This is a genomic window from Pseudomonas sp. MF08831 (genome assembly GCF_059862645.1).
The window spans coordinates 39,868-58,067 of record NZ_JCBCUX010000008.1 but is presented as its reverse complement, the minus strand read 5'-3'; the positions used below and the strand labels follow the sequence as shown (position 1 = coordinate 58,067).

General features: G+C 60.9%; 18 protein-coding genes. 7 read left to right on the top strand and 11 right to left on the bottom strand.

What is annotated here, in order from left to right; translation table 11 throughout:
• The first annotated feature begins 109 nt into the window (after nucleotides 1–109).
• The 4 genes from AC19YS_RS17875 (at nucleotide 110) to AC19YS_RS17860 (ending at nucleotide 5,453) form a co-directional block, all read left to right on the top strand.
• A complete protein-coding gene (locus AC19YS_RS17875) occupies nucleotides 110–1,882 on the top strand; it encodes an N-acetylglutaminylglutamine amidotransferase (RefSeq protein ID WP_119742388.1) in 1,773 nt (590 codons plus the stop codon).
• Between the two features lie 3 nt (nucleotides 1,883–1,885).
• Nucleotides 1,886–3,634, top strand: a complete 1,749-nt coding sequence (ngg, locus tag AC19YS_RS17870) for an N-acetylglutaminylglutamine synthetase (RefSeq protein ID WP_106576547.1) — start codon at nucleotides 1,886–1,888, stop codon at nucleotides 3,632–3,634.
• Between the two features lie 333 nt (nucleotides 3,635–3,967).
• A complete protein-coding gene (locus AC19YS_RS17865; protein ID WP_106576546.1) occupies nucleotides 3,968–5,152 on the top strand; it encodes an osmoprotectant NAGGN system M42 family peptidase in 1,185 nt (394 codons plus the stop codon).
• A 73-nt stretch (nucleotides 5,153–5,225) separates the two neighbouring features.
• The gene (locus tag AC19YS_RS17860) at nucleotides 5,226–5,453 is read left to right on the top strand and encodes a YheU family protein (protein ID WP_064453367.1); all 228 of its coding nucleotides are present in this window, start codon (nucleotides 5,226–5,228) and stop codon (nucleotides 5,451–5,453) included.
• 7 nt (nucleotides 5,454–5,460) lie between these two features.
• Here the strand turns inward: AC19YS_RS17860 and csrA are convergent, their stop codons facing one another.
• Nucleotides 5,461–5,652: a carbon storage regulator CsrA gene (gene csrA / locus AC19YS_RS17855; protein ID WP_124418124.1), complete on the bottom strand. Its 192-nt coding sequence runs from the start codon at nucleotides 5,650–5,652 to the stop codon at nucleotides 5,461–5,463.
• A 228-nt stretch (nucleotides 5,653–5,880) separates the two neighbouring features.
• Nucleotides 5,881–6,696 carry an SDR family oxidoreductase gene (locus tag AC19YS_RS17850; protein WP_106576544.1) on the bottom strand — a complete coding sequence of 272 codons (816 nt, stop codon included), beginning with the start codon at nucleotides 6,694–6,696 and terminating at the stop codon, nucleotides 5,881–5,883.
• A gap of 331 nt (nucleotides 6,697–7,027) precedes the next feature.
• On the opposite strand from AC19YS_RS17850, the gene AC19YS_RS17845 reads away from it, so the two are divergent.
• A complete protein-coding gene (locus AC19YS_RS17845; protein ID WP_003236711.1) occupies nucleotides 7,028–7,180 on the top strand; it encodes a DUF3309 family protein in 153 nt (50 codons plus the stop codon).
• A gap of 54 nt (nucleotides 7,181–7,234) precedes the next feature.
• Here AC19YS_RS17845 and AC19YS_RS17840 read toward each other — a convergent pair whose 3' ends face one another.
• The 5 genes from AC19YS_RS17840 to AC19YS_RS17820 all read right to left on the bottom strand — a co-directional run bounded on the left by AC19YS_RS17840 (nucleotide 7,235) and on the right by AC19YS_RS17820 (nucleotide 13,024).
• The gene (locus tag AC19YS_RS17840) at nucleotides 7,235–9,322 is read right to left on the bottom strand and encodes an LTA synthase family protein (protein WP_106576543.1); all 2,088 of its coding nucleotides are present in this window, start codon (nucleotides 9,320–9,322) and stop codon (nucleotides 7,235–7,237) included.
• A 417-nt stretch (nucleotides 9,323–9,739) separates the two neighbouring features.
• Complete coding sequence (locus AC19YS_RS17835; RefSeq protein WP_003172956.1) at nucleotides 9,740–9,931, bottom strand: PLDc N-terminal domain-containing protein; 192 nt, start codon at nucleotides 9,929–9,931, stop codon at nucleotides 9,740–9,742.
• Between the two features lie 67 nt (nucleotides 9,932–9,998).
• The gene (locus tag AC19YS_RS17830; protein WP_119742386.1) at nucleotides 9,999–10,529 is read right to left on the bottom strand and encodes a hypothetical protein; all 531 of its coding nucleotides are present in this window, start codon (nucleotides 10,527–10,529) and stop codon (nucleotides 9,999–10,001) included.
• Between the two features lie 41 nt (nucleotides 10,530–10,570).
• Nucleotides 10,571–11,086 (bottom strand): ankyrin repeat domain-containing protein, encoded by a 516-nt coding sequence (locus AC19YS_RS17825; protein WP_169367304.1) that lies wholly within the window; start codon nucleotides 11,084–11,086, stop codon nucleotides 10,571–10,573.
• A 111-nt stretch (nucleotides 11,087–11,197) separates the two neighbouring features.
• Nucleotides 11,198–13,024 (bottom strand): long-chain-acyl-CoA synthetase, encoded by a 1,827-nt coding sequence (locus tag AC19YS_RS17820; protein ID WP_200625010.1) that lies wholly within the window; start codon nucleotides 13,022–13,024, stop codon nucleotides 11,198–11,200.
• Nucleotides 13,025–13,418: 394 nt separating this feature from the next.
• Here AC19YS_RS17820 and AC19YS_RS17815 point away from each other — a divergent pair, with 394 nt between their 5' ends.
• Nucleotides 13,419–13,697: a DUF3509 domain-containing protein gene (locus tag AC19YS_RS17815; protein ID WP_016970113.1), complete on the top strand. Its 279-nt coding sequence runs from the start codon at nucleotides 13,419–13,421 to the stop codon at nucleotides 13,695–13,697.
• A gap of 58 nt (nucleotides 13,698–13,755) precedes the next feature.
• Here the strand turns inward: AC19YS_RS17815 and AC19YS_RS17810 are convergent, their stop codons facing one another.
• The 4 genes from AC19YS_RS17810 to aroC all read right to left on the bottom strand — a co-directional run bounded on the left by AC19YS_RS17810 (nucleotide 13,756) and on the right by aroC (nucleotide 17,068).
• The gene (locus AC19YS_RS17810; RefSeq protein ID WP_200625011.1) at nucleotides 13,756–14,022 is read right to left on the bottom strand and encodes a response regulator transcription factor; all 267 of its coding nucleotides are present in this window, start codon (nucleotides 14,020–14,022) and stop codon (nucleotides 13,756–13,758) included.
• Nucleotides 14,023–14,230: 208 nt separating this feature from the next.
• Nucleotides 14,231–14,761, bottom strand: coding sequence for an acireductone dioxygenase (locus AC19YS_RS17805; RefSeq protein ID WP_200625012.1), 531 nt, complete (start codon nucleotides 14,759–14,761; stop codon nucleotides 14,231–14,233).
• Complete coding sequence (locus tag AC19YS_RS17800; protein WP_234452690.1) at nucleotides 14,758–15,924, bottom strand: MFS transporter; 1,167 nt, start codon at nucleotides 15,922–15,924, stop codon at nucleotides 14,758–14,760. The genes AC19YS_RS17805 and AC19YS_RS17800 overlap by 4 nt, the downstream gene beginning before the upstream one ends.
• 52 nt (nucleotides 15,925–15,976) lie before the next feature.
• Entirely contained in the window at nucleotides 15,977–17,068 is a 1,092-nt protein-coding gene (gene aroC, locus AC19YS_RS17795) for a chorismate synthase (protein WP_106576536.1), read from the bottom strand.
• A gap of 143 nt (nucleotides 17,069–17,211) precedes the next feature.
• Between aroC and AC19YS_RS17790 the strand changes: the two genes are divergently transcribed.
• Entirely contained in the window at nucleotides 17,212–18,174 is a 963-nt protein-coding gene (locus AC19YS_RS17790) for an alpha/beta hydrolase (RefSeq protein ID WP_106576535.1), read from the top strand.
• The last annotated feature ends 26 nt before the right edge of the window (nucleotides 18,175–18,200 follow it).

Here is an 18,200-nt window from a genome sequence, read left to right as displayed (position 1 = left end):
GTATTGTTCTAAAACTCCGTGAATCTGCTCGGGTCAGTCTCTGGGTGCCCACCCTTTTGGTGCGGTGCCTTTTTTGTCTGTCCCCAACGGAAAAACCGGTAAGGAATATATGTGCGGATTAGCTGGCGAGTTACGTTTTGATCACCAACCTGCCGACTTGGCAGCGGTAGAGCGGATCACCCATCATTTGGCACCACGCGGTCCTGACGCGTGGGGCTTCCACGCCCAAGGGCCGATTGCCCTGGGCCATCGACGCCTGAAAATCATGGACCTGTCGGACGGCTCGGCCCAACCGATGGTCGACGCCCAACTGGGGCTGTCCCTGGCCTTCAATGGCGCGATCTACAACTTCCCGGAATTGCGTGAAGAGCTGGAAGCCCTCGGCTACGCCTTCTATTCCGGTGGCGACACCGAAGTGCTGCTCAAGGGCTACCACGCGTGGGGCGAAGCACTGCTGCCCAAGCTCAATGGCATGTTTGCGTTTGCCATCTGGGAGCGCGACGCCCAGCGCCTGTTCATCGCCCGTGACCGCCTGGGTGTTAAGCCTTTGTACCTGTCGCGCACCGGCCAGCGCCTGCGCTTTGCCTCGGCACTGCCGGCATTGCTCAAGGGCGGTGACATCAACCCGATGCTTGATCCGGTCGCGCTGAATCACTACCTGAACTTCCACGCTGTGGTACCGGCACCGCGCACGTTGCTGGCAGGCATTGAAAAACTGCCGCCGGCCAGCTGGATGCGCATTGACGCCAACGGCAAGATCGAACAGAAAACCTGGTGGACGCTGCCCTACGGTCCCCATGACGATGAAAAAAACCTGACCCTGGAAGACTGGACCGACCGCGTGCTCGACAGCACCCGCGAAGCCGTGGCCATTCGCCAACGCGCCGCCGTGGATGTCGGCGTGCTGCTCTCCGGCGGTGTCGATTCGAGCATGCTCGTGGGCCTGCTGCGTGAAGTCGGCGTGCAGGACCTGTCGACCTTCTCCATCGGCTTTGAAGACGCCGGCGGCGAGCGCGGCGACGAATTCCAGTATTCGGATCTGATCGCCAAGCACTACGGCACCCGTCACCATCAACTGCGCATCGCCGAAAGCGAGATCATCGAGCAACTGCCCGCCGCGTTTCGTGCCATGAGCGAGCCGATGGTCAGCCACGACTGCATCGCCTTCTACCTGCTGTCGCGGGAAGTGGCCAAGCATTGCAAAGTGGTGCAAAGCGGTCAGGGCGCCGATGAGCTCTTCGCCGGTTACCACTGGTACCCGCAAGTGGATGGCGCCAGCGATCCCTATGCCGCCTACCGCGATGCCTTTTTTGACCGCAGCTATGACGACTACGCGGCCACCGTCGCCCCCAAATGGCTGACCGCCAACGACGCTGCCGGTGACTTCGTGCGCGAGCATTTCGCCATGCCGGGCGCCGACGCCGCCGTGGACAAGGCCCTGCGCCTGGACAGTACGGTGATGCTGGTGGACGACCCGGTCAAACGCGTCGACAACATGACCATGGCCTGGGGCCTGGAAGCACGCACGCCGTTTCTGGACTACCGCCTTGTCGAATTGTCAGCCCGTGTGCCCGGCAAATTCAAATTGCCCGACGGTGGCAAGCAAGTCTTGAAAGAAGCCGCGCGCCGCGTGATCCCGAGTGAAGTCATCGACCGCAAAAAAGGCTACTTCCCGGTGCCGGGCCTCAAGCACTTGCAGGGTGACACCTTGAACTGGGTGCGTGAACTGCTGCTGGACCCAAGCCAGGATCGCGGCCTGTTCAACCCGGCCATGCTGGATCGCCTGCTGACTGACCCACAAGGTCAACTGACGCCGCTGCGCGGTTCAAAGCTGTGGCAACTGGCGGCGCTGAACCTGTGGCTCAGCGAACAAGGAATCTGATTGATGAAACCTCTTGCAGCGGCTTACAGCCAACGCTTGCTGAAGGGCCAGGCGCCGACCTACGAGCGCCTGCAGGCCCGCCTGGCTGAAGATGGCAGCCCGTTGGGCGCCGAACCGATTGCCGTGCATTGCGGATGGGGCCGGTTGTTGATCGGCCATACCTTCCCGGACCCGGCAAGCCTGGCCCAGGAACTGCTCAAGGAACAGCCTGGCGAGCGTGACATCGCCCTGTACGTGGCAGCGCCCCAGCAGATTCTGGGGATCGACCCGCAGCAGCTGTTCCTCGACCCCTCCGACACCCTGCGCCTGTGGTTCAGCGACTATCGCCCCGCTACCCGCGTGTTTCGCGGTTTTCGGATTCGCCGGGTGCAGACCGAAGCTGATTGGGCGGCGGTCAACGTGCTCTACCAGGGGCGCGGCATGTTGCCGGTCGACGCTGAACGTCTGACCCCGCGCCATCAAGGCGGCCCGGTGTATTGGCTGGCCGAAGACGAAGACAGCGGCGCGGTGATCGGCAGCGTGATGGGCCTGAACCATCAGAAGGCTTTTCACGACCCGGAAAACGGCTGCAGCCTCTGGTGCCTGGCGGTTGATCCGCAGTGCACGCGCCCTGGCGTGGGTGAAGTGCTGGTGCGCCACTTGGTGGAGCACTTCATGAGCCGCGGCTTGAGCTATCTCGACCTGTCGGTGCTGCACGATAACCGTCAGGCCAAGAGCCTCTACGCCAAGCTGGGTTTTCGCGCGCTGACCACCTTTGCGATCAAACGCAAAAACGGCATCAACCAGCCACTGTTTCTTGGCCCGGGCCCGCAGGCCGGCTTCAATCCCTATGCGCGCATCATTGTCGAGGAAGCCCACCGACGCGGTATCGATGTGCACGTGGATGACGCCGATGCCGGCCTGTTCACCCTCAGCCATGGCGGGCGCCGCGTGCGTTGCCGTGAATCGCTGAGCGACCTGACCAGCGCCATCAGCATGACCTTGTGCCAGGACAAGAGCCTGACCCACAAAGTGCTCAAAGCCGCTGGTTTGAACCTGCCGTCGCAGCAATTGGCGGGCAGTGCCGACGACAACCTGGAGTTTCTCGACGAACATCAGCGCATCGTGGTCAAGCCGCTGGATGGCGAGCAAGGCCAGGGCGTGGCGGTGGATCTGCAGACCATCGAGGACGTGCAGAAAGCCATTGAAACAGCGCGCCAGTTCGACAGCCGCGTGTTGCTCGAGAGCTTCCATGAAGGCCTCGACCTGCGCATTCTGGTGATCGGTTTTGAAGTGGTTGCCGCTGCGATTCGGCGCCCGGCCGAGGTGACCGGCGACGGCCAGCACTCCATCGGCGCCTTGATCGAAGCCCAAAGCCGTCGTCGCCAAGCGGCCACCGACGGTGAAAGCAAGATCCCACTGGACGCCGAAACCCAACGCACCCTGCACGCCGCCGGTTTTGACTACAGCAGCATCCTGCCGCGTGGCCAGACCCTGGCCGTGCGCCGCACCGCCAACCTGCACACCGGCGGCTGCCTGGAAGACGTCACGGCGATTTTGCATCCCACATTGGTGGACGCTGCCGTGCGTGCGGCGCGTGCGCTGGACATTCCCATGGTGGGCCTGGACCTGATGGTGCCTGCCGCCGATCAACCCGAGTATGTGTTTATCGAAGCCAACGAACGGGCCGGGCTGGCCAACCATGAGCCGCAACCGACGGCGGAGAAGTTTGTGGATTTGCTGTTTCCGCACAGTCAGCCGACCGCCCAATAACCTGTGGCGAGCAGATCTCGTAGGGCAAGCCCGCTTGTTGTGGCGAGCGGGCCTGCTGTGGCGATCAGGCTTGTCGTGGCGAGTGGGATTGATGTGGCGAGCGGGCTTGCCCCGCGTTGGGGCGCGAAGCGGCCCTGACCCTGGCACCCCAGTCTTTCAGCCATAACGCGTTGGCAGGTTTTGGGGGCCGCTTCGCAGCCCAACGCGGGGCAAGCCCGCTCGCCACATCAAGCCCGCCCGCCACACGACAGGCCCGCTGCCGCCACGAGCCGTCCGCCACAACAGGCCCGCTCGCCACACAAATCCGCTCGCCCCCATTCATCAGGAGTCTTTATGAGCCGAACCATCCCAGAACCGGATCTCACCTACCTGCAGAAGGTGCTGCTGGAAATGCTCGCCATTCCCAGCCCTACCGGCTTCACCGACACCATCGTGCGCTACGTCGCCGAGCGCCTGGAAGAACTGGGGATCCCCTTTGAGATGACCCGGCGCGGCACGATTCGCGCCACCCTCAAGGGCCAGAAAAACAGCCCCGACCGTGCCGTCTCGGCCCACTTGGACACCATCGGCGCCGCCGTGCGTGCGATCAAGGACAACGGCCGCCTGACCCTGGCGCCCGTCGGTTGCTGGTCCAGCCGTTTTGCCGAAGGCAGTCGCGTCAGCCTGTTCACCGACAACGGCGTGATCCGTGGCAGTGTGCTGCCGCTGATGGCCTCAGGGCATGCCTTCAACACCGCCGTGGATGAAATGCCGGTGAGTTGGGACCATGTCGAACTGCGCCTGGACGCCTACTGTGCCACCCGCGCCGACTGCGATTCGCTGGGCATCAGTATTGGTGACTACGTGGCGTTTGACCCGCTGCCCGAGTTCACCGACAGCGGCCACATCAGCGCGCGCCATCTGGACGATAAAGCCGGCGTGGCTGCACTGCTCGCCGCGCTCAAGGCGATCATCGACAGCGGCGAACCGTTGCTGATCGACTGTCACCCGCTGTTTACCATCACCGAAGAGACCGGCAGCGGCGCCGCCGCGGCATTGCCTTGGGACGTGAGTGAGTTTGTCGGCATCGACATCGCTCCGGTCGCGCCCGGTCAGCATTCGAGCGAACACGCAGTGAGTGTGGCGATGCAGGATTCCGGCGGGCCGTACGACTATCACCTGTCCCGGCATTTGTTGCGCCTGGCCTCGGACAACGACCTGCCCGTGCGTCGCGACCTGTTCCGCTATTACTTCAGCGATGCGCATTCGGCGGTCACCGCCGGGCACGACATTCGCACCGCCCTGCTGGCGTTCGGTTGCGATGCAACCCACGGCTACGAGCGCACGCACATCGACAGCCTGGCGGCATTGAGTCGCCTGCTGAGCGCGTACATCCTCAGCCCGCCGGTCTTTGCCAGCGATGCGCAACCGGCGCAGGGTTCGCTGGACCGCTTCAGTCATCAGATCGAGCACGAAACGCAGATGGAGAGCGATACGCGAGTGCCCTCGGTGGACAGTCTGGTAGGACAGAAGTCCTGAGGCTGGCAACCTGATACTGGCAAGACGGGTCCCGGCGCAGTAGCATCGCCGGGATTCCACCTCTGAGGCTTTTATGCTGATTCCCTACGACGCACTTGAAGTCGACACCCTGACCCGGCTCATCGAAGACTTCGTCACCCGCGACGGCACTGACAATGGCGATGAAACGCCCTTGGAGACCCGCGTGCTGCGCGTGCGCCAGGCGCTGACCAAAGGGCAGGCGCTGATTGTGTTCGACCCTGAAAGCGAGCAATGCCAGTTGATGCTCAAGCACGATGTGCCCAAGCATCTGTTCGATTGAGAAAGCTCTAGGGGTTGGTTTCAGGTTGCGTGACTTGGCGCTCGAGGATTTTCTGATACACCTCGGCGCGGTGCACATTGACCCCTACCGGTGCCTGGATGCCGAATTTCACCTGGGTTCCGTTCAGCTCGAGGATATGCAAGGCGATGTCATCGCCGATGGAAATGATTTCGCCTACGGCGCGGCTTAAGACCAGCATGGCGGTTGTCCTTTTGGAGTGACAGGACCTTGACCATGCGCGCTCGGAGGGGGGGCGACAATGGCTTGCCACTAAATCAGGCGAGGCCTACGCGGGCTGGTAATTTGCCTGACAGACATCAGCTGCATCGGGCTGGCCGGGTACCTATCCGTTACCGGGTTGACGCCGGGTGAAGCGCCATCCAGCGGCGCCGCTACCGGCATAACGCCTAGGTACACGCCCAACACTTCAAGCCTTAACCGCCTGAGCCTTGGCCCGCATCTTGTCTGCCATGCTGGTCATCTCGTCATACAGCACTTGCGGATTTTTCTGCTTCAACGCCCAGGCCATGCGCCCCTGCTCGTGGGGCAAAATCATGAATTCGCCCTGTGCCACACGCTGGTAGATATAGTCGGCAATGTCAGCCGCCGAAATGGGCGAACTCTCCAGCAACTTGCCCACCTGCGCCTTCATCGCCGGGGTCGGCCCGCGAAACGAATCCAGCAAGTTGGTCTGGAAAAACGACGGGCACACCACGTGCACGCCAATTTCCTGATGCTTGAGCTCGACCAGCAAGCTCTCCGACAACGCCACCACCCCAGCCTTTGCCACGTTGTAATTACTCATGGCCGGCCCCTGCATCAATGCCGCCATCGAGGCAATATTGATGATCCGGCCCCTGCTCTTCTCCAACAACGGCAGGAACGCCTTGCAGCCCTTGACCACGCCCATCAGGTTAATCGCGATCTGCCAGTCCCAATCTTCCAGCGACAACTCGGCAAAGAAGCCTCCCGACGCTACGCCGGCGTTGTTGACGATCACATCGATACCGCCCAATTTCACCTCGCACGCCTGTGCAAAGGCGGTGAGCTGGCTGTAATCACGCACATCGCAGCGCTGCACAAACCCATCGCCACCTGCCTCGCGCACCAGTTTGAGCGTTTCCTGCAGGCCCGGCTCGCTGACATCCGACAAGGCCAACTGCCAACCCTCACGGGCCCAGCGCAGCGCGATTTCGCGGCCCAGGCCGGACCCGGCGCCGGTGATCATCATGCGATTTTGCATAGGAAATAAGCCTTGTGGTTCACGTAGGAAGTGATCGGCAGTGTAGCGAAGGTTTTTCCGACACCCACGCACCATCCAATTGATGAATACCTCGGGAAAACCTGAGGCCCGGTGCGAGGGATGGCGTATAGCGTAAGTTCAATAATTTTCAACTAAGCGCACGTAATTGCGAACGCATTAAAAGAAATAAGCAACTTTGCAAAATGCTTTAAAAAAGCAGGGAATTTTCTTCGAAGTGACAGAGTCGGAGTTATTAAGGCGTCCGTACTTAAACTCACGGGCCTGTCGTTAATAACCGGTCTTTTCAGAAGGCCCTATAAGGAAAAAAACCATGAGCCTCATTCTGATCATTATCTTGATCCTGTTGTTGGTCGGCGGCCTGCCGGTGTTCCCGCACTCGCGTAACTGGGGCTATGGCCCGTCGGGTATCCTGGGCGTTGTCCTGGTAGTGCTGGTGGTATTGTTGCTGCTCGGTCGGATATAAATTCCGCACAAAAAAAGAGGCCTCATTGAGGCCTCTTTTTTTATGCCCGGTTAATTAATCCGGCTTGCCGTCAATCACGCCGGCAGTGTTATCCAACAGGCTCTTGGTGGCCGTCTGCAGGAACGACTCGAGTTTCTGCTTCAGCGCCGCCTCGTCCGGTGACTCGGGAATCACTTTACCGGTCGGGTTCGCGCCCAGTTCATATTCCCACAGCTTGGGTGGCATCTCCTTGGGCAGTACCAGAATGCGGTCTGCGGTAACCAGCGCCACCGTCTGATCGCTACCCGACGGCTTGATCACGCCAAAGCCCTTGTCGCCTTCCGGCAGGTTCAGCAGGTCACGGCCCCAGCACTGGTGCAGGGTGTCGCCACCGAGGCGGCCCATGATGGTCGGCACGATGTCGATCTGAGTGCCCACGGTGTGGTCACGCTCGCCGAACTTCTCCTGCATGCCCGGCGCAATCATCAGCATCGGCACGTTGAAGCGGCCCAGGTCCATTTCGGTGATCTGCTGCTCGTTGCCAAAACCATGGTCGCCCACAATCACGAACAGGGTTTCCTTGAAGTACGGCTCTTTACGGGCCTTTTCAAAGAACTGGCCCAAGGCCCAGTCGGAGTAACGCATGGCCGTCAAATGCTCGTTGAGGCTGCCACGGTCGGTGACTTTCTCGACCGGCAATGGCGTCGGCAACGCGTACGGCGTGTGGTTGGACAGGGTTTGCAGCAGTGCGTAGAACGGCTTGCCGCCTTCGCGGGCTTTCAACTCTTCCAGGCCACGGTTGAACATGTCCTGGTCGGACACGCCCCACGTCGGGTCGGAGAACACCGGGTTGACGAAGTCATTACGCCCGATGAAGTTGGTCATGCCCTGGTTGCTGAAGAAGCCCGACTGGTTGTCCCAGGCGAAATCGCCGTTGTAGACATACACGTCGTCAAACTTGCGCGCGCTGAGCAACTGCGGCAGGCCCGACAGCTTGTGGCTGCCTTCCGGGGTCTGCATCAGGTATTCGAAGCCTGGCAGGTTCGGGAAGCACGCCATGGTGGCGAACATGCCCTGGTGGGTGTGCGTGCCGTTGGAGAAGAAGCGGTCGAACAGCAAGCCTTCCTTGGACAACTTGTCGAAGTACGGCGTGATATTGCCCGGGCGGCCCAGGGCGCCCACCGAGTGACCGGCGAAGCTTTCCATCAGGATGACCACGACGTTCTTGATCGGCAGGGTCTTCTCGGCCGGTGGCGTATAGTCACGGCGCACGGCGGCGGTGTCGGTATCCACCAGTTTCTCTTGCGGCAGCACCAACATGTCACGCACGGTCTGGGTGGCCAGCGGCTGGTCCAGGGTGGCCTTCCAGATATTAGAGCGTTCCTCGGAGAAGCGCGCCTTGGCTGCAGCGATCAGCGACAGCGTGCCGTTGAGGCCCAACTGGTTGGCGAAGTTCGATTCGGTGGTGTAGACATCACCCCAACGCAGCGGCGGGCCTTGGCGCAAGGTGCCGCGGATGGCGACCACGGCGATCAACAGGCAGACCACAAACACGGCGATGCGGCTGTACCACGGCGCCACTTGGCGGGTACCGATGCTGCCGCCGCTGAACGGGCCGCGGGGGCGCGTTGCACGGTCGGCACCTTTGAAGGCCATGCTCAGGATCAGCGTGCCCACAGCCCAGGCCAGCAGGTAACGCACAACCGGGAAACCGTACCAGAGCATGCTCATCACGGTTTTCGGGTCTTCCTTTACATACTGGAAGACCAGGCCGTTGAGGCGCTGGTGGAATTCGCGGTAGAAGTCCATTTCCATCAGGCCCAGGAACAGGGCAATGCTGGACGCGACGGTCAACCACAAACGGAAGAACCCGCGTGCCGCCATCGCCCGTACGCTGAACAAGGCCAGCAGCAGCGGGACCAGCACGTACATCACCAGGCGTATGTCAAAACGCAGCCCGTTGGCGAACGCTTCCAGGAACGTCGAGGCCGGCGTGTCGAGGATCATCTCGCGGTTGTAGACCAGCAGCGCCAGGCGCAGCAGGGAGAACATCACCATCATGACCAATGCGCAGAGCAGCGTGTACGCCAGATGGGATTTGACGGTCGGTTGCAGCAGGCGATTTGAAGCTCGCTGCTGACTCAGGGCGTCCGGGTTTGCCATGTCGTTTCAGGACCCATTGGAAGTTTAAGTTGCGAAAAAATGCAGTGGCGTCCGTCCCTCGCCCAGGCTGGCTGGGGTAGGCGGTTAACGCGGTGGCGCAAATGGTGCCCGATCAATGGCATCAACGCCATTAATTACTGAACGTGCGCCGCGCTTGTACCTTTAACGGCACTCGAGATAGAGCCTTGGCAGCGTGATAAAGCCGGCGGATTGTCTTGGAAAAGATGTGAAAATTTCGTGCAGCGAATACTTTCGACACACAAAACGCTAAATACCCTGGAAACGAATGTGGGAGCGGGCTTGCCCACGACAGCGATGTATCAGCCCGCACAACTGTGGCTGATAAACCGTTATCGCGGGCAAGCCCGCTCCCACATTTACCGTGCCCACTCAGGATTAGAGCGGGCCCAGGCGTCGTCAGATCCGCACGTTACCGCGTGGCCCGGCGATTGCCCAGATGATCAGGCCCAAGACAGGCAGCAACAGGATCAGCAAAATCCACAGCACTTTGGCACCGGTGCTGGCGCCGCTTTTGAACACGTTGATGATCGCCCAGATATCCAGCGCCAGGATGATCAGGCCAATCAAGCCATTAAAGGTGGAACCCATGGTGTCGCTCCTAAGTGAGGGCATGCACTTGTAGGATAGTCAGCCCTGGCAGGGGTTCCGTTTTATTTCAGACGTGGACGGCAACGCGCAGGGCTTCCAGGGACGGCTCGGCCTTGATGCCGACTTCAGCGCACAGTTCCAGCACGCGCGGCAGGTCGTTGCCGTAGACCAGCACCGCCTGAATCTCGTCATCCAGCAACTGACTGAAGTTGAGCAGCACATAGCCACCGTCTTGCGGGCTCAGCGCGCTCATCTGGATCTGGATGCGGTTCAGCGCCGTCAGGTCTTCAGTCTTGGCCAACTGCTTGGGCTTGAGCGTGAACGCCACGCCCGGGCCGAACGACGCGACGATCTGTGCAAACAGGTCGCCGTAGGTGTCGGCTTGAAACAGCACCGTGTCCGGCAGGCTACCGACCACGACCCACTCACCCAGAGGAATCGGGAAAGTGTCGTCGTAGTTGATATCCGGGTTGGCCGCCAGAAAAGCAGCCGGGTCCGCGTAGGCCTGGGCCGCTTCCTCGGCGATGCGTGCCACTTCGTCCTCGCCCATGACGCCGGCGCTGATTTTGCTGATGAGTTCAACGAGGGCGGTTTGCATGGGAAAGTCCTGTGGCGAGCTGGTTTTTGAGGGCGCGTAGCCTACACCAGTTTTTGCAACTGCGCCGCCGTATCCGCCGCGCCCATGGTGTGCGCCGCCGCCAGTGCGGTCGCACCCTGGGCATCGGTGGCTTTGGGGTTGGCACCCTGGCCGAGCAGGTAGTCGAGCATTTCGACACGGTTGAACATCGCGGCCATCATCAACGCCGTGCGGCCGTCCGAGGAGGCGCCGTCCACCGGCGCGCCGCCCTCGATCAGCGCCTTGACCACGGGCAGGTTGCCCTTGAACGCCGCACCGGCCATCGGCAGCTGGTTCTTGTCGTTGGCGATCAGCGGGTCAGCCTTGAATTCCAGCAGCACTTTTACTGCGTCGGCGTGACCGTGATAGGCCGCGAGCATGAGCAAAGTGTCGCCATTGTGATTGCGCAGGTTAGGCGGCAAGCCTTTGGCCAGCAGTGCGGCGAGCATGGCGGCATCGCCTTTGCGGGCCACGTCGAAGACCTGCTCGGCAAATTCAGCGGCTTCGTCTTCGGTCATTTGTTTAGGCTGGTCTGACATGTGGGGCTCCTTGTCTGGTTGCTTTATAGGCGCCCAGTGTCGCGATGGAGTTCCCCACTGTCATGGCTTTTTTGCCGAAAGCGGTCATAGGCAGAATCAATAGCGCTGCTTTTAATAGCGGAAATGTCCGCCCTGAATCTGCGCCAACAAGTGGCCGGTGACCGGCACGTAGCAATCCGACCCCGGCAGCCAGGCATACACCGGGTCATTGCCGGCCTTGCCCGGGTCGAAGGCCTCCTCTTTGAGGCGCACTTTCTGATACTTGAAGGTGCCGGTGGTTTCCATCTTCACCTTGATCCGCAGGAACAACGGCACCGCGTAATGCGGCAACTGGCCATGGGCGAATTGCAGCAATTCACGCATGTCCAGCGAGGCCAGGGATTCACTTGGGGTGATGGCGACCATGCCAGCCCGGCCGTTGGTGTTTTCGATCTCGACACCGTAGGCCACCACTTCGGCAATCTGCGGATGTTGCAGCAGCACGTTCTCCACTTCGGTGGTCGACACGTTTTCGCCCTTCCAGCGATAGGTATCGCCCAGGCGATCGACAAATTGCGCATGGCCGAAGCCGATGCTGCGCAACAAGTCGCCGGTATTGAAATAGCGGTCGCCCTTTTCGAACACGTCGGTCAGCACCACTTTGCGGTTCTTTTCCGGGTCGGTGTAGCCGTCGAACGGTGACTTTTCATCGATCCTGGCCAGTAACAACCCCTGCCCGCCTGTTTGCACCTTGCGCATGAAACCGTCGCTGCCGCGCACCGGTTCACCGCTGTCGTTGTTGTAGTCCACCAATGCCCAATGCTGCAGGCAAAAGCCGATGGTGTTGTCGAAATTCAGTACGTTGGTGAACCCGATGTTGCCGTCACTGGCGGCATACAGTTCGCAGATATGCTCAACGCCATAACGTTGCTTGAACTGCGCCCACACGCCGGGACGCAGGCCATTACCGACCATCTTGGTCACGCGGTTATCGAGATCCTGAGCGCTGGCGGGCTGATCGAGCAGGTAGCGGCACAACTCGCCGACATAGCCCAGGGTGGTTGCGTTGAATTTGCGCGCATCGTCCCAGAACTGGCTGGCGCTGAATTTACGCCGGATGGCAAAGCCCGAAGCCCCGACAATCGCCGAGCCCCAGCACACGCACAGGCCGGTGGCGTGGTACAGCGGCAACGTGCAATAGAGGACGTCATCCGGACCCATGTCCAGCGCAATGCTGCCGAAGCTGACGGCGGTTTTGGTCCAGCGCCCGTGCTTCATGATGCCGGCCTTGGGCAAGCCGGTGGTGCCGGAGGTGTAGATATAGAAGCAGGGGTCGTTGAAGAACACTTGTCCGGTACTGGCGGGGTTGTCCACCGAGCCGTCGGCACTGGCGGCCATCAGGTCGGTATAGCCTTCAGGCAGCGTGCTTGACTGCTGATCGGCGACAAACCAGGTCCTGTGCGCCGCGATTGTCACGTGCTCACGCACGCTCGTGTAGGCCGCTACCAACTCTGCGCCCACCACGATTGCCACCGGACTCACCAGATTCAGGCTGTGCACCAGCGCCGCCTGGGTTTGCGACGTATTGAGCATTGCACAGATACCACCCAGCTTGGCCACGGCCAGCACGCTCAACAGCAGTTCGGGGCGGTTTTCGATGAACAACGCGACCACATCCCCCTTGCCGATGCCCTGCTGGTGCAGGTGATGGGCGATGCGGTTGGCACGCTGGTTGGCTTGGGCGTAGCTGAGCACACTATCGCCATACAACAGCGCCGCGCCATCTGGGTTACGAGAGGTGGCCTGTTCGAATTGCCACCCCAGGCCGCAGGGCTGGCTGGGATCGGTGACGTTCGCGGCGCGCATGCCGCGCACCACGCGTGGCAGGGCCCGAACTATCGCCGGCACCTTACGCAGTAGCTTGCCCCAAGTAATCATGTCGTCGTGCGGATGGCTCATGGCGGAACGTCCTTTTTCTTATTCTTCATATGATCCAGACACCGCATCGGCCCTGTAGGAAGAGGACGGATGCTTTGCAGGAAAATACGCCTGCCATTCTTCAGCTGTACATGTGGGATTTGAAAAGTTTTGTATCCCATGCCGCCCAGCATCAAAAAGGGAATTGCGCGGCGCCGACGCGGTCATTAACTGTAACGAGGGAGCGAAATGCCCGGCCTCGATAGCGCAAAATGCAGGATGCACGATGGCCTTTCATGCAAATTGCACGAAAGTGAAAAAACTGAAAAATTTTAAGTGCCTGATTTATAACGATTTTTTAGACAATCCAATACTGGCACAATCACTGCACCTATCACTCCATGCTTGCCAACTTGAGCCAACGGAGCTGATAGACATGAGCCTGATCCAAGATAAATTCGCTTCTGTATTCTCCCAATACGACGTCACCACTCAGCCACGCCCAGACGGCGGGATCCTGTTGACCCTGCGCAACAGCGAAGGCAAACAGGTCAAGCGTTCGATTTCGTACCAACAACTGCACACCGCTGACCAGCTGACCTGGGTCATCAGCGCCATTCGCCGCGACCTGGCCGAACAAGCCAGCGAACTGCCACAGATCTCGATGCTGCAAAGCCAGAATCGCTTTGCCCTGCCGACCTACCATTCGGCCTGAGTAATCTGAGCAAAAAAGGCCGCGACGCCGTTGAGCGTCGCGGCCTTTTTTTGTGCCTTCAACAAAGCCCCTGTCGGGCTGCTGCATTCATCGCCTGCACGCGGTTGGTGACTTGCAGCTTGAGGTAGATGTTGCGCAGATGGAATTTAACCGTGGCTTGGGAAGTGGAGCGAATCTGGCTGATTTCCCAGACGGTCTTGCCTTCCGAGGCCCAGCGCAGGATTTCCAGCTCTGTCGGCGTCAGGGGTTTGCCGCACAGGCTCAGGCGTTTTCCAACGGCGCTCGGCACGGCAAGCGCGCGACACGGCTGCTCTGGGCCACTCATCAATCTCTCTCCTGTATCAGTGGATGCCATACCACCTTTCGGATTCCTGCGATTGACAGGTGATATAAACATTGAGTCGGCAGAGAGTTACATAACGAATGGATTGAAAGCATAAGGCGCCGCATAAACAGCTACGTCTTACATTTAATTGAGTTCCTTCCCACAACAACTTCCAACCTGCCGGGATTGAACCTTTAACTATTCGCGCTTAATCGTCCAAGCCTGGAAAGCCAGCGGCACTGTCCTGGTCAGTGAACTGAGGCACACAGCCTTCGGCTGTATGGAATAAACGTAGCGCCACACAGTGCGGATTCTCGCCCACGTCGAGCCAATGCGGCATTCCGGCCGGAACCACCAGCACGTCATTCTTCTCACAACGCACGGCGTAGACATATTCGCCCACGAGCAGGCAGAACAAGCCTTGGCCCGCGATGAAGAAATGCACGTTGTCGGCGCTGTAGCGACGCGCCTTGAGGCCTTCAGCGCGCAACTCGGCGCGCTGCGGATGGTCGCCCGTTACGCTCAATACATGAGCAGAGCCGTAGCCGAGGGCATCGATCTGCGACTGGTACGCGGCGATCATCTCTGCGTCACTGGCGCCTTTTTCAATCGGGCTGGGCTGCCAGCGGTCAAAACCCACGCCGTGCTCAACCAGGGTCGAGACGATGTCGTCGAAATGGGTCAACACCTTGTTCGGGGTATCGGGTGTGGCGAGCGGATAAACAGCGACATAACTCATTGCACGGTTCCTTTATTCGGCTCTTGCAATCGAAAGCCAATGATGAGGGCGGCGGCCAGGGCCGCGACACTGGCGATGCTGAAGGTCAGGGTCGGCCCCAACAGATTCCAGCTATAACCGGCATACAGCGCGCCCAATGCGCCGCCAGTGCCGGCCAGTGCGGCATACAGCGCCTGGCCCTGGCCTTGCTGGCGGGCGCCGAAGCTGCGTTGCACAAAGGCAATCGCCGCCGCATGAAAACTGCCAAAGGTGGCCGCGTGCATCACCTGCGCCAGCAGCAGCACCCAGAAAAATTCGGCGAATGAGCCCAGCAGCAACCAGCGCACGGCGGCCAACAGGAAACTTGCCAGCAGCACCCGTCGCACCGAAAAGCGCGTGAGGATGCGGCTCATGGCCAGAAACATCAGCACTTCTGCGACCACGCCCAAGGCCCAGAGCATGCCGATCACGCCACGGCTGTAGCCCAGATGTTCGAGGTGCAGGGTGAGGAAGGTGTAATACGGGCCGTGGCTCATTTGCATCAGCGCCACGCAGGCATAAAACGCCAGTACCCCAGGGCTGCGCAATTGCCTGAGAAAACCGTCACCGGCCAGGCGATTGTCGTGGGTCGCGGGTTGCGCATTCGGTACCCACAGGCTGGCACCGATGATGCCGGCCATGATCACCACGACCACCACCGGGTAAATGTCCAGGCTCAGCCAGTCGAACAGGCGGCCCATGATCACCACGGTGAGGATGAAACCAATCGAGCCCCACAGGCGGATCTGGCTGTAGCGCGAGGTTTGCTTTTGCAGGTGGGCCAGGGTGATCACTTCAAACTGCGGCAACACGGCGTGCCAGAAGAACGCATGCAGGGCCATCACCAGCGCGAGCCAGGCGTAGGTCTTGCTGAAGAAAATCAGTGAAAAGCTGGCCAGCGTACACACTGCGCCAAACCGGACGATGGCCAGGCGCCGCCCGGTGTAATCGCCGAGCCAGCCCCACAGGTTGGGCGCCACGCAGCGCATCAGCATGGGGATAGCCACCAACTCACCAATGCGTGCGCTGGAGAACCCGAGATGATCGAAGTACAGCGCCAGGAACGGCGCCGTCGCCCCGAGCAGGGCGAAGTAGAACAGGTAGAAGCTGGACAGGCGCCAGTACGGGAGGGTCGGGCTCACCATGGACGGGGCCGCTTCGCGGCCCTGCCTGAGCACGCCCGCCCGCCACAGGCTGTCACAGCTGGCCCAGCACCGGCGTATTCACGCGTACCTCGGCATTTTGCCCGCGGTTGCGCAGCAGGTGGTCCATCAACACGATGGCCATCATGGCTTCGGCAATCGGCGTGGCACGGATGCCGACACACGGGTCATGACGGCCCTTGGTGATCACATCCACCGGATTGCCGTGCACATCAATCGAGCGGCCTGGCGTGGTGATGCTCGACGTGGCCTTGAGGGCCAGGTGCGCAACGATCGGTTGGCCCGAGGAAATACCGCCCAGGATGCCGCCCGCGTTGTTGCTGAGGAAACCCTGCGGGGTCAGTTCATCGCGGTGCTCGGTGCCGCGCTGGGACACACAGGCGAAACCGGCGCCGATTTCCACGCCCTTCACCGCGTTGATGCTCATCAGCGCATGGGCCAGCTCGGCATCGAGGCGGTCGAAGATCGGCTCGCCCAAGCCAGGTTTGACGCCTTCTGCAACCACGGTAATCTTCGCGCCGACGGAGTCCTGGTCGCGGCGCAACTGGTCCATGTAGGCTTCCAGTTCCGGCACTTTGTCCGGGTCGGGGCTGAAGAAAGCGTTGTCGTCGACGCTGTCCCAGGTCTTGAACGGGATCTCGATCGGACCCAGCTGGCTCATGTAGCCGCGGATCACGATGCCCTGGGTGGCCAGGTATTTCTTGGCGATGGCACCGGCGGCCACACGCATCGCGGTTTCGCGCGCCGAGCTGCGGCCACCGCCACGGTAGTCGCGTTCGCCGTATTTGTGATGGTAGGTGTAGTCGGCGTGTGCCGGGCGGAACAGGTCCTTGATCGCCGAGTAGTCCTTGGACTTCTGGTCGGTATTGCGAATCAGCAGGCCGATGGCGCAACCGGTGGTGCGGCCTTCGAACACGCCGGAGAGGATTTCGACTTCATCGGGCTCCTGGCGCTGGGTGGTGTGGCGGCTGGTGCCGGGCTTGCGGCGGTCGAGGTCGCGCTGCAGGTCTTCCACAGACAGCTCGAGGCCTGGCGGGCAGCCGTCGACAATGGCGACCAACGCCGGGCCATGGCTTTCGCCCGCGGTGGTGACAGTGAACAGCTTGCCGAAGGTATTGCCGGACATGCAGGGCGCTCCGTGAAATCAGTTGAATCAAGTCAACCGTAATAACTTAAGGCGGCCAGTATACGCAGGCTAACCGACTAGTTCATCCTCGAAACCTTACCGGTAGACGTTGGTCCAACCGGCACCTTCCTGATGATGGCGCGATGATGCTGCGAGTTCTGCTTTTAACCCTCACCCTGTTTTCCAGCCTGGGCTTCGCCGCCTCCCCTGTCGTGCTGCAACGGCCGATCAGCCTGGACACCGGCAACGGCGAGCTGTTTGGCTCGCTTTTACTGCCCCAATCCGACAAGCCGGTGCCGGTGGTGTTGATCATTGCCGGCTCCGGGCCTACCGACCGTAACGGCAACAGCGCCGACGGTGCACGCAACGACAGCCTCAAGCGGCTGGCCTGGGTGCTTGCCCGACACAACATTGCCAGCGTGCGCTACGACAAGCGCGGCGTGGCCGCCAGCCTGGCGGCCACGCCGGATGAACGCAACCTGACCCTGGACGCCTACGTATCCGATGCCGTGGCCTGGGGCAAGCTGCTCAAGGCCGACAGCCGCATGGGTCCGCTGATCGTCCTGGGCCACAGCGAAGGCGCGCTGGTTGCCGCGCTCGCCGCACCGCAACTGAATCCGGCCGGCGTCATTTCTTTGTCTGGCAGTGCGCGACCGGTGGATCAGGTGATCCGCCAGCAGTTGGCCGACCACCTGCCCCCTGCCCTGTTGCTGCGCAGCAACGAGATCCTCGACCACCTCAAGGCCGGCCAAGTGGATGCCGATGTGCCGGGCCCGCTGGAAGGTATTTTCCGACCCAGCGTGCAGCCTTATCTGATCAGCCTGTTTCGCGCCGACCCGTCAGCCGCGTTCGCCAAGCTGAACATGCCGGCCCTGATCATCCAGGGCACCAACGATATTCAGGTCGGCGTCGCAGATGCACGGCAACTGAAAAACGCCAAGCCCGACGCGCACTTGACCGTGATCGAAGGCATGAACCACGTCATGCGCATCGTGCCCAAGGACGTGAAAGAGCAACTGGCCTCCTACAACGACCCGAAACTGCCGCTTGCCGCCGAGCTGGGTGAGCGCATCGTGCGCTTTATCGACGGACTTCAACCCCGTTAAGCGACTATCTACCTCCAGTCCTGAGA

Bases quoted from the DNA above. Each gene is read 5' to 3' on its own strand.
- AC19YS_RS17820 (WP_200625010.1), bottom strand. From the start codon at position 13,024: ATGAGCCATCCGCACGACGACATGATTACTTGGGGCAAGCTACTGCGT.
- AC19YS_RS17810 (WP_200625011.1), bottom strand. From the start codon at position 14,022: ATGAGTGGCCCAGAGCAGCCGTGTCGCGCGCTTGCCGTGCCGAGCGCC.
- AC19YS_RS17875 (WP_119742388.1), top strand. From the start codon at position 110: ATGTGCGGATTAGCTGGCGAGTTACGTTTTGATCACCAACCTGCCGAC.
- AC19YS_RS17830 (WP_119742386.1), bottom strand. From the start codon at position 10,529: ATGCAAACCGCCCTCGTTGAACTCATCAGCAAAATCAGCGCCGGCGTC.
- AC19YS_RS17860 (WP_064453367.1), top strand. From the start codon at position 5,226: ATGCTGATTCCCTACGACGCACTTGAAGTCGACACCCTGACCCGGCTC.
- csrA (WP_124418124.1), bottom strand. From the start codon at position 5,652: ATGCTGGTCTTAAGCCGCGCCGTAGGCGAAATCATTTCCATCGGCGAT.
- ngg (WP_106576547.1), top strand. From the start codon at position 1,886: ATGAAACCTCTTGCAGCGGCTTACAGCCAACGCTTGCTGAAGGGCCAG.
- AC19YS_RS17845 (WP_003236711.1), top strand. From the start codon at position 7,028: ATGAGCCTCATTCTGATCATTATCTTGATCCTGTTGTTGGTCGGCGGC.
- AC19YS_RS17850 (WP_106576544.1), bottom strand. From the start codon at position 6,696: ATGCAAAATCGCATGATGATCACCGGCGCCGGGTCCGGCCTGGGCCGC.
- AC19YS_RS17865 (WP_106576546.1), top strand. From the start codon at position 3,968: ATGAGCCGAACCATCCCAGAACCGGATCTCACCTACCTGCAGAAGGTG.
- AC19YS_RS17825 (WP_169367304.1), bottom strand. From the start codon at position 11,086: ATGTCAGACCAGCCTAAACAAATGACCGAAGACGAAGCCGCTGAATTT.
- AC19YS_RS17800 (WP_234452690.1), bottom strand. From the start codon at position 15,924: ATGGTGAGCCCGACCCTCCCGTACTGGCGCCTGTCCAGCTTCTACCTG.
- AC19YS_RS17840 (WP_106576543.1), bottom strand. From the start codon at position 9,322: ATGGCAAACCCGGACGCCCTGAGTCAGCAGCGAGCTTCAAATCGCCTG.
- aroC (WP_106576536.1), bottom strand. From the start codon at position 17,068: ATGTCCGGCAATACCTTCGGCAAGCTGTTCACTGTCACCACCGCGGGC.
- AC19YS_RS17835 (WP_003172956.1), bottom strand. From the start codon at position 9,931: ATGGGTTCCACCTTTAATGGCTTGATTGGCCTGATCATCCTGGCGCTG.
- AC19YS_RS17815 (WP_016970113.1), top strand. From the start codon at position 13,419: ATGAGCCTGATCCAAGATAAATTCGCTTCTGTATTCTCCCAATACGAC.
- AC19YS_RS17805 (WP_200625012.1), bottom strand. From the start codon at position 14,761: ATGAGTTATGTCGCTGTTTATCCGCTCGCCACACCCGATACCCCGAAC.
- AC19YS_RS17790 (WP_106576535.1), top strand. From the start codon at position 17,212: ATGATGCTGCGAGTTCTGCTTTTAACCCTCACCCTGTTTTCCAGCCTG.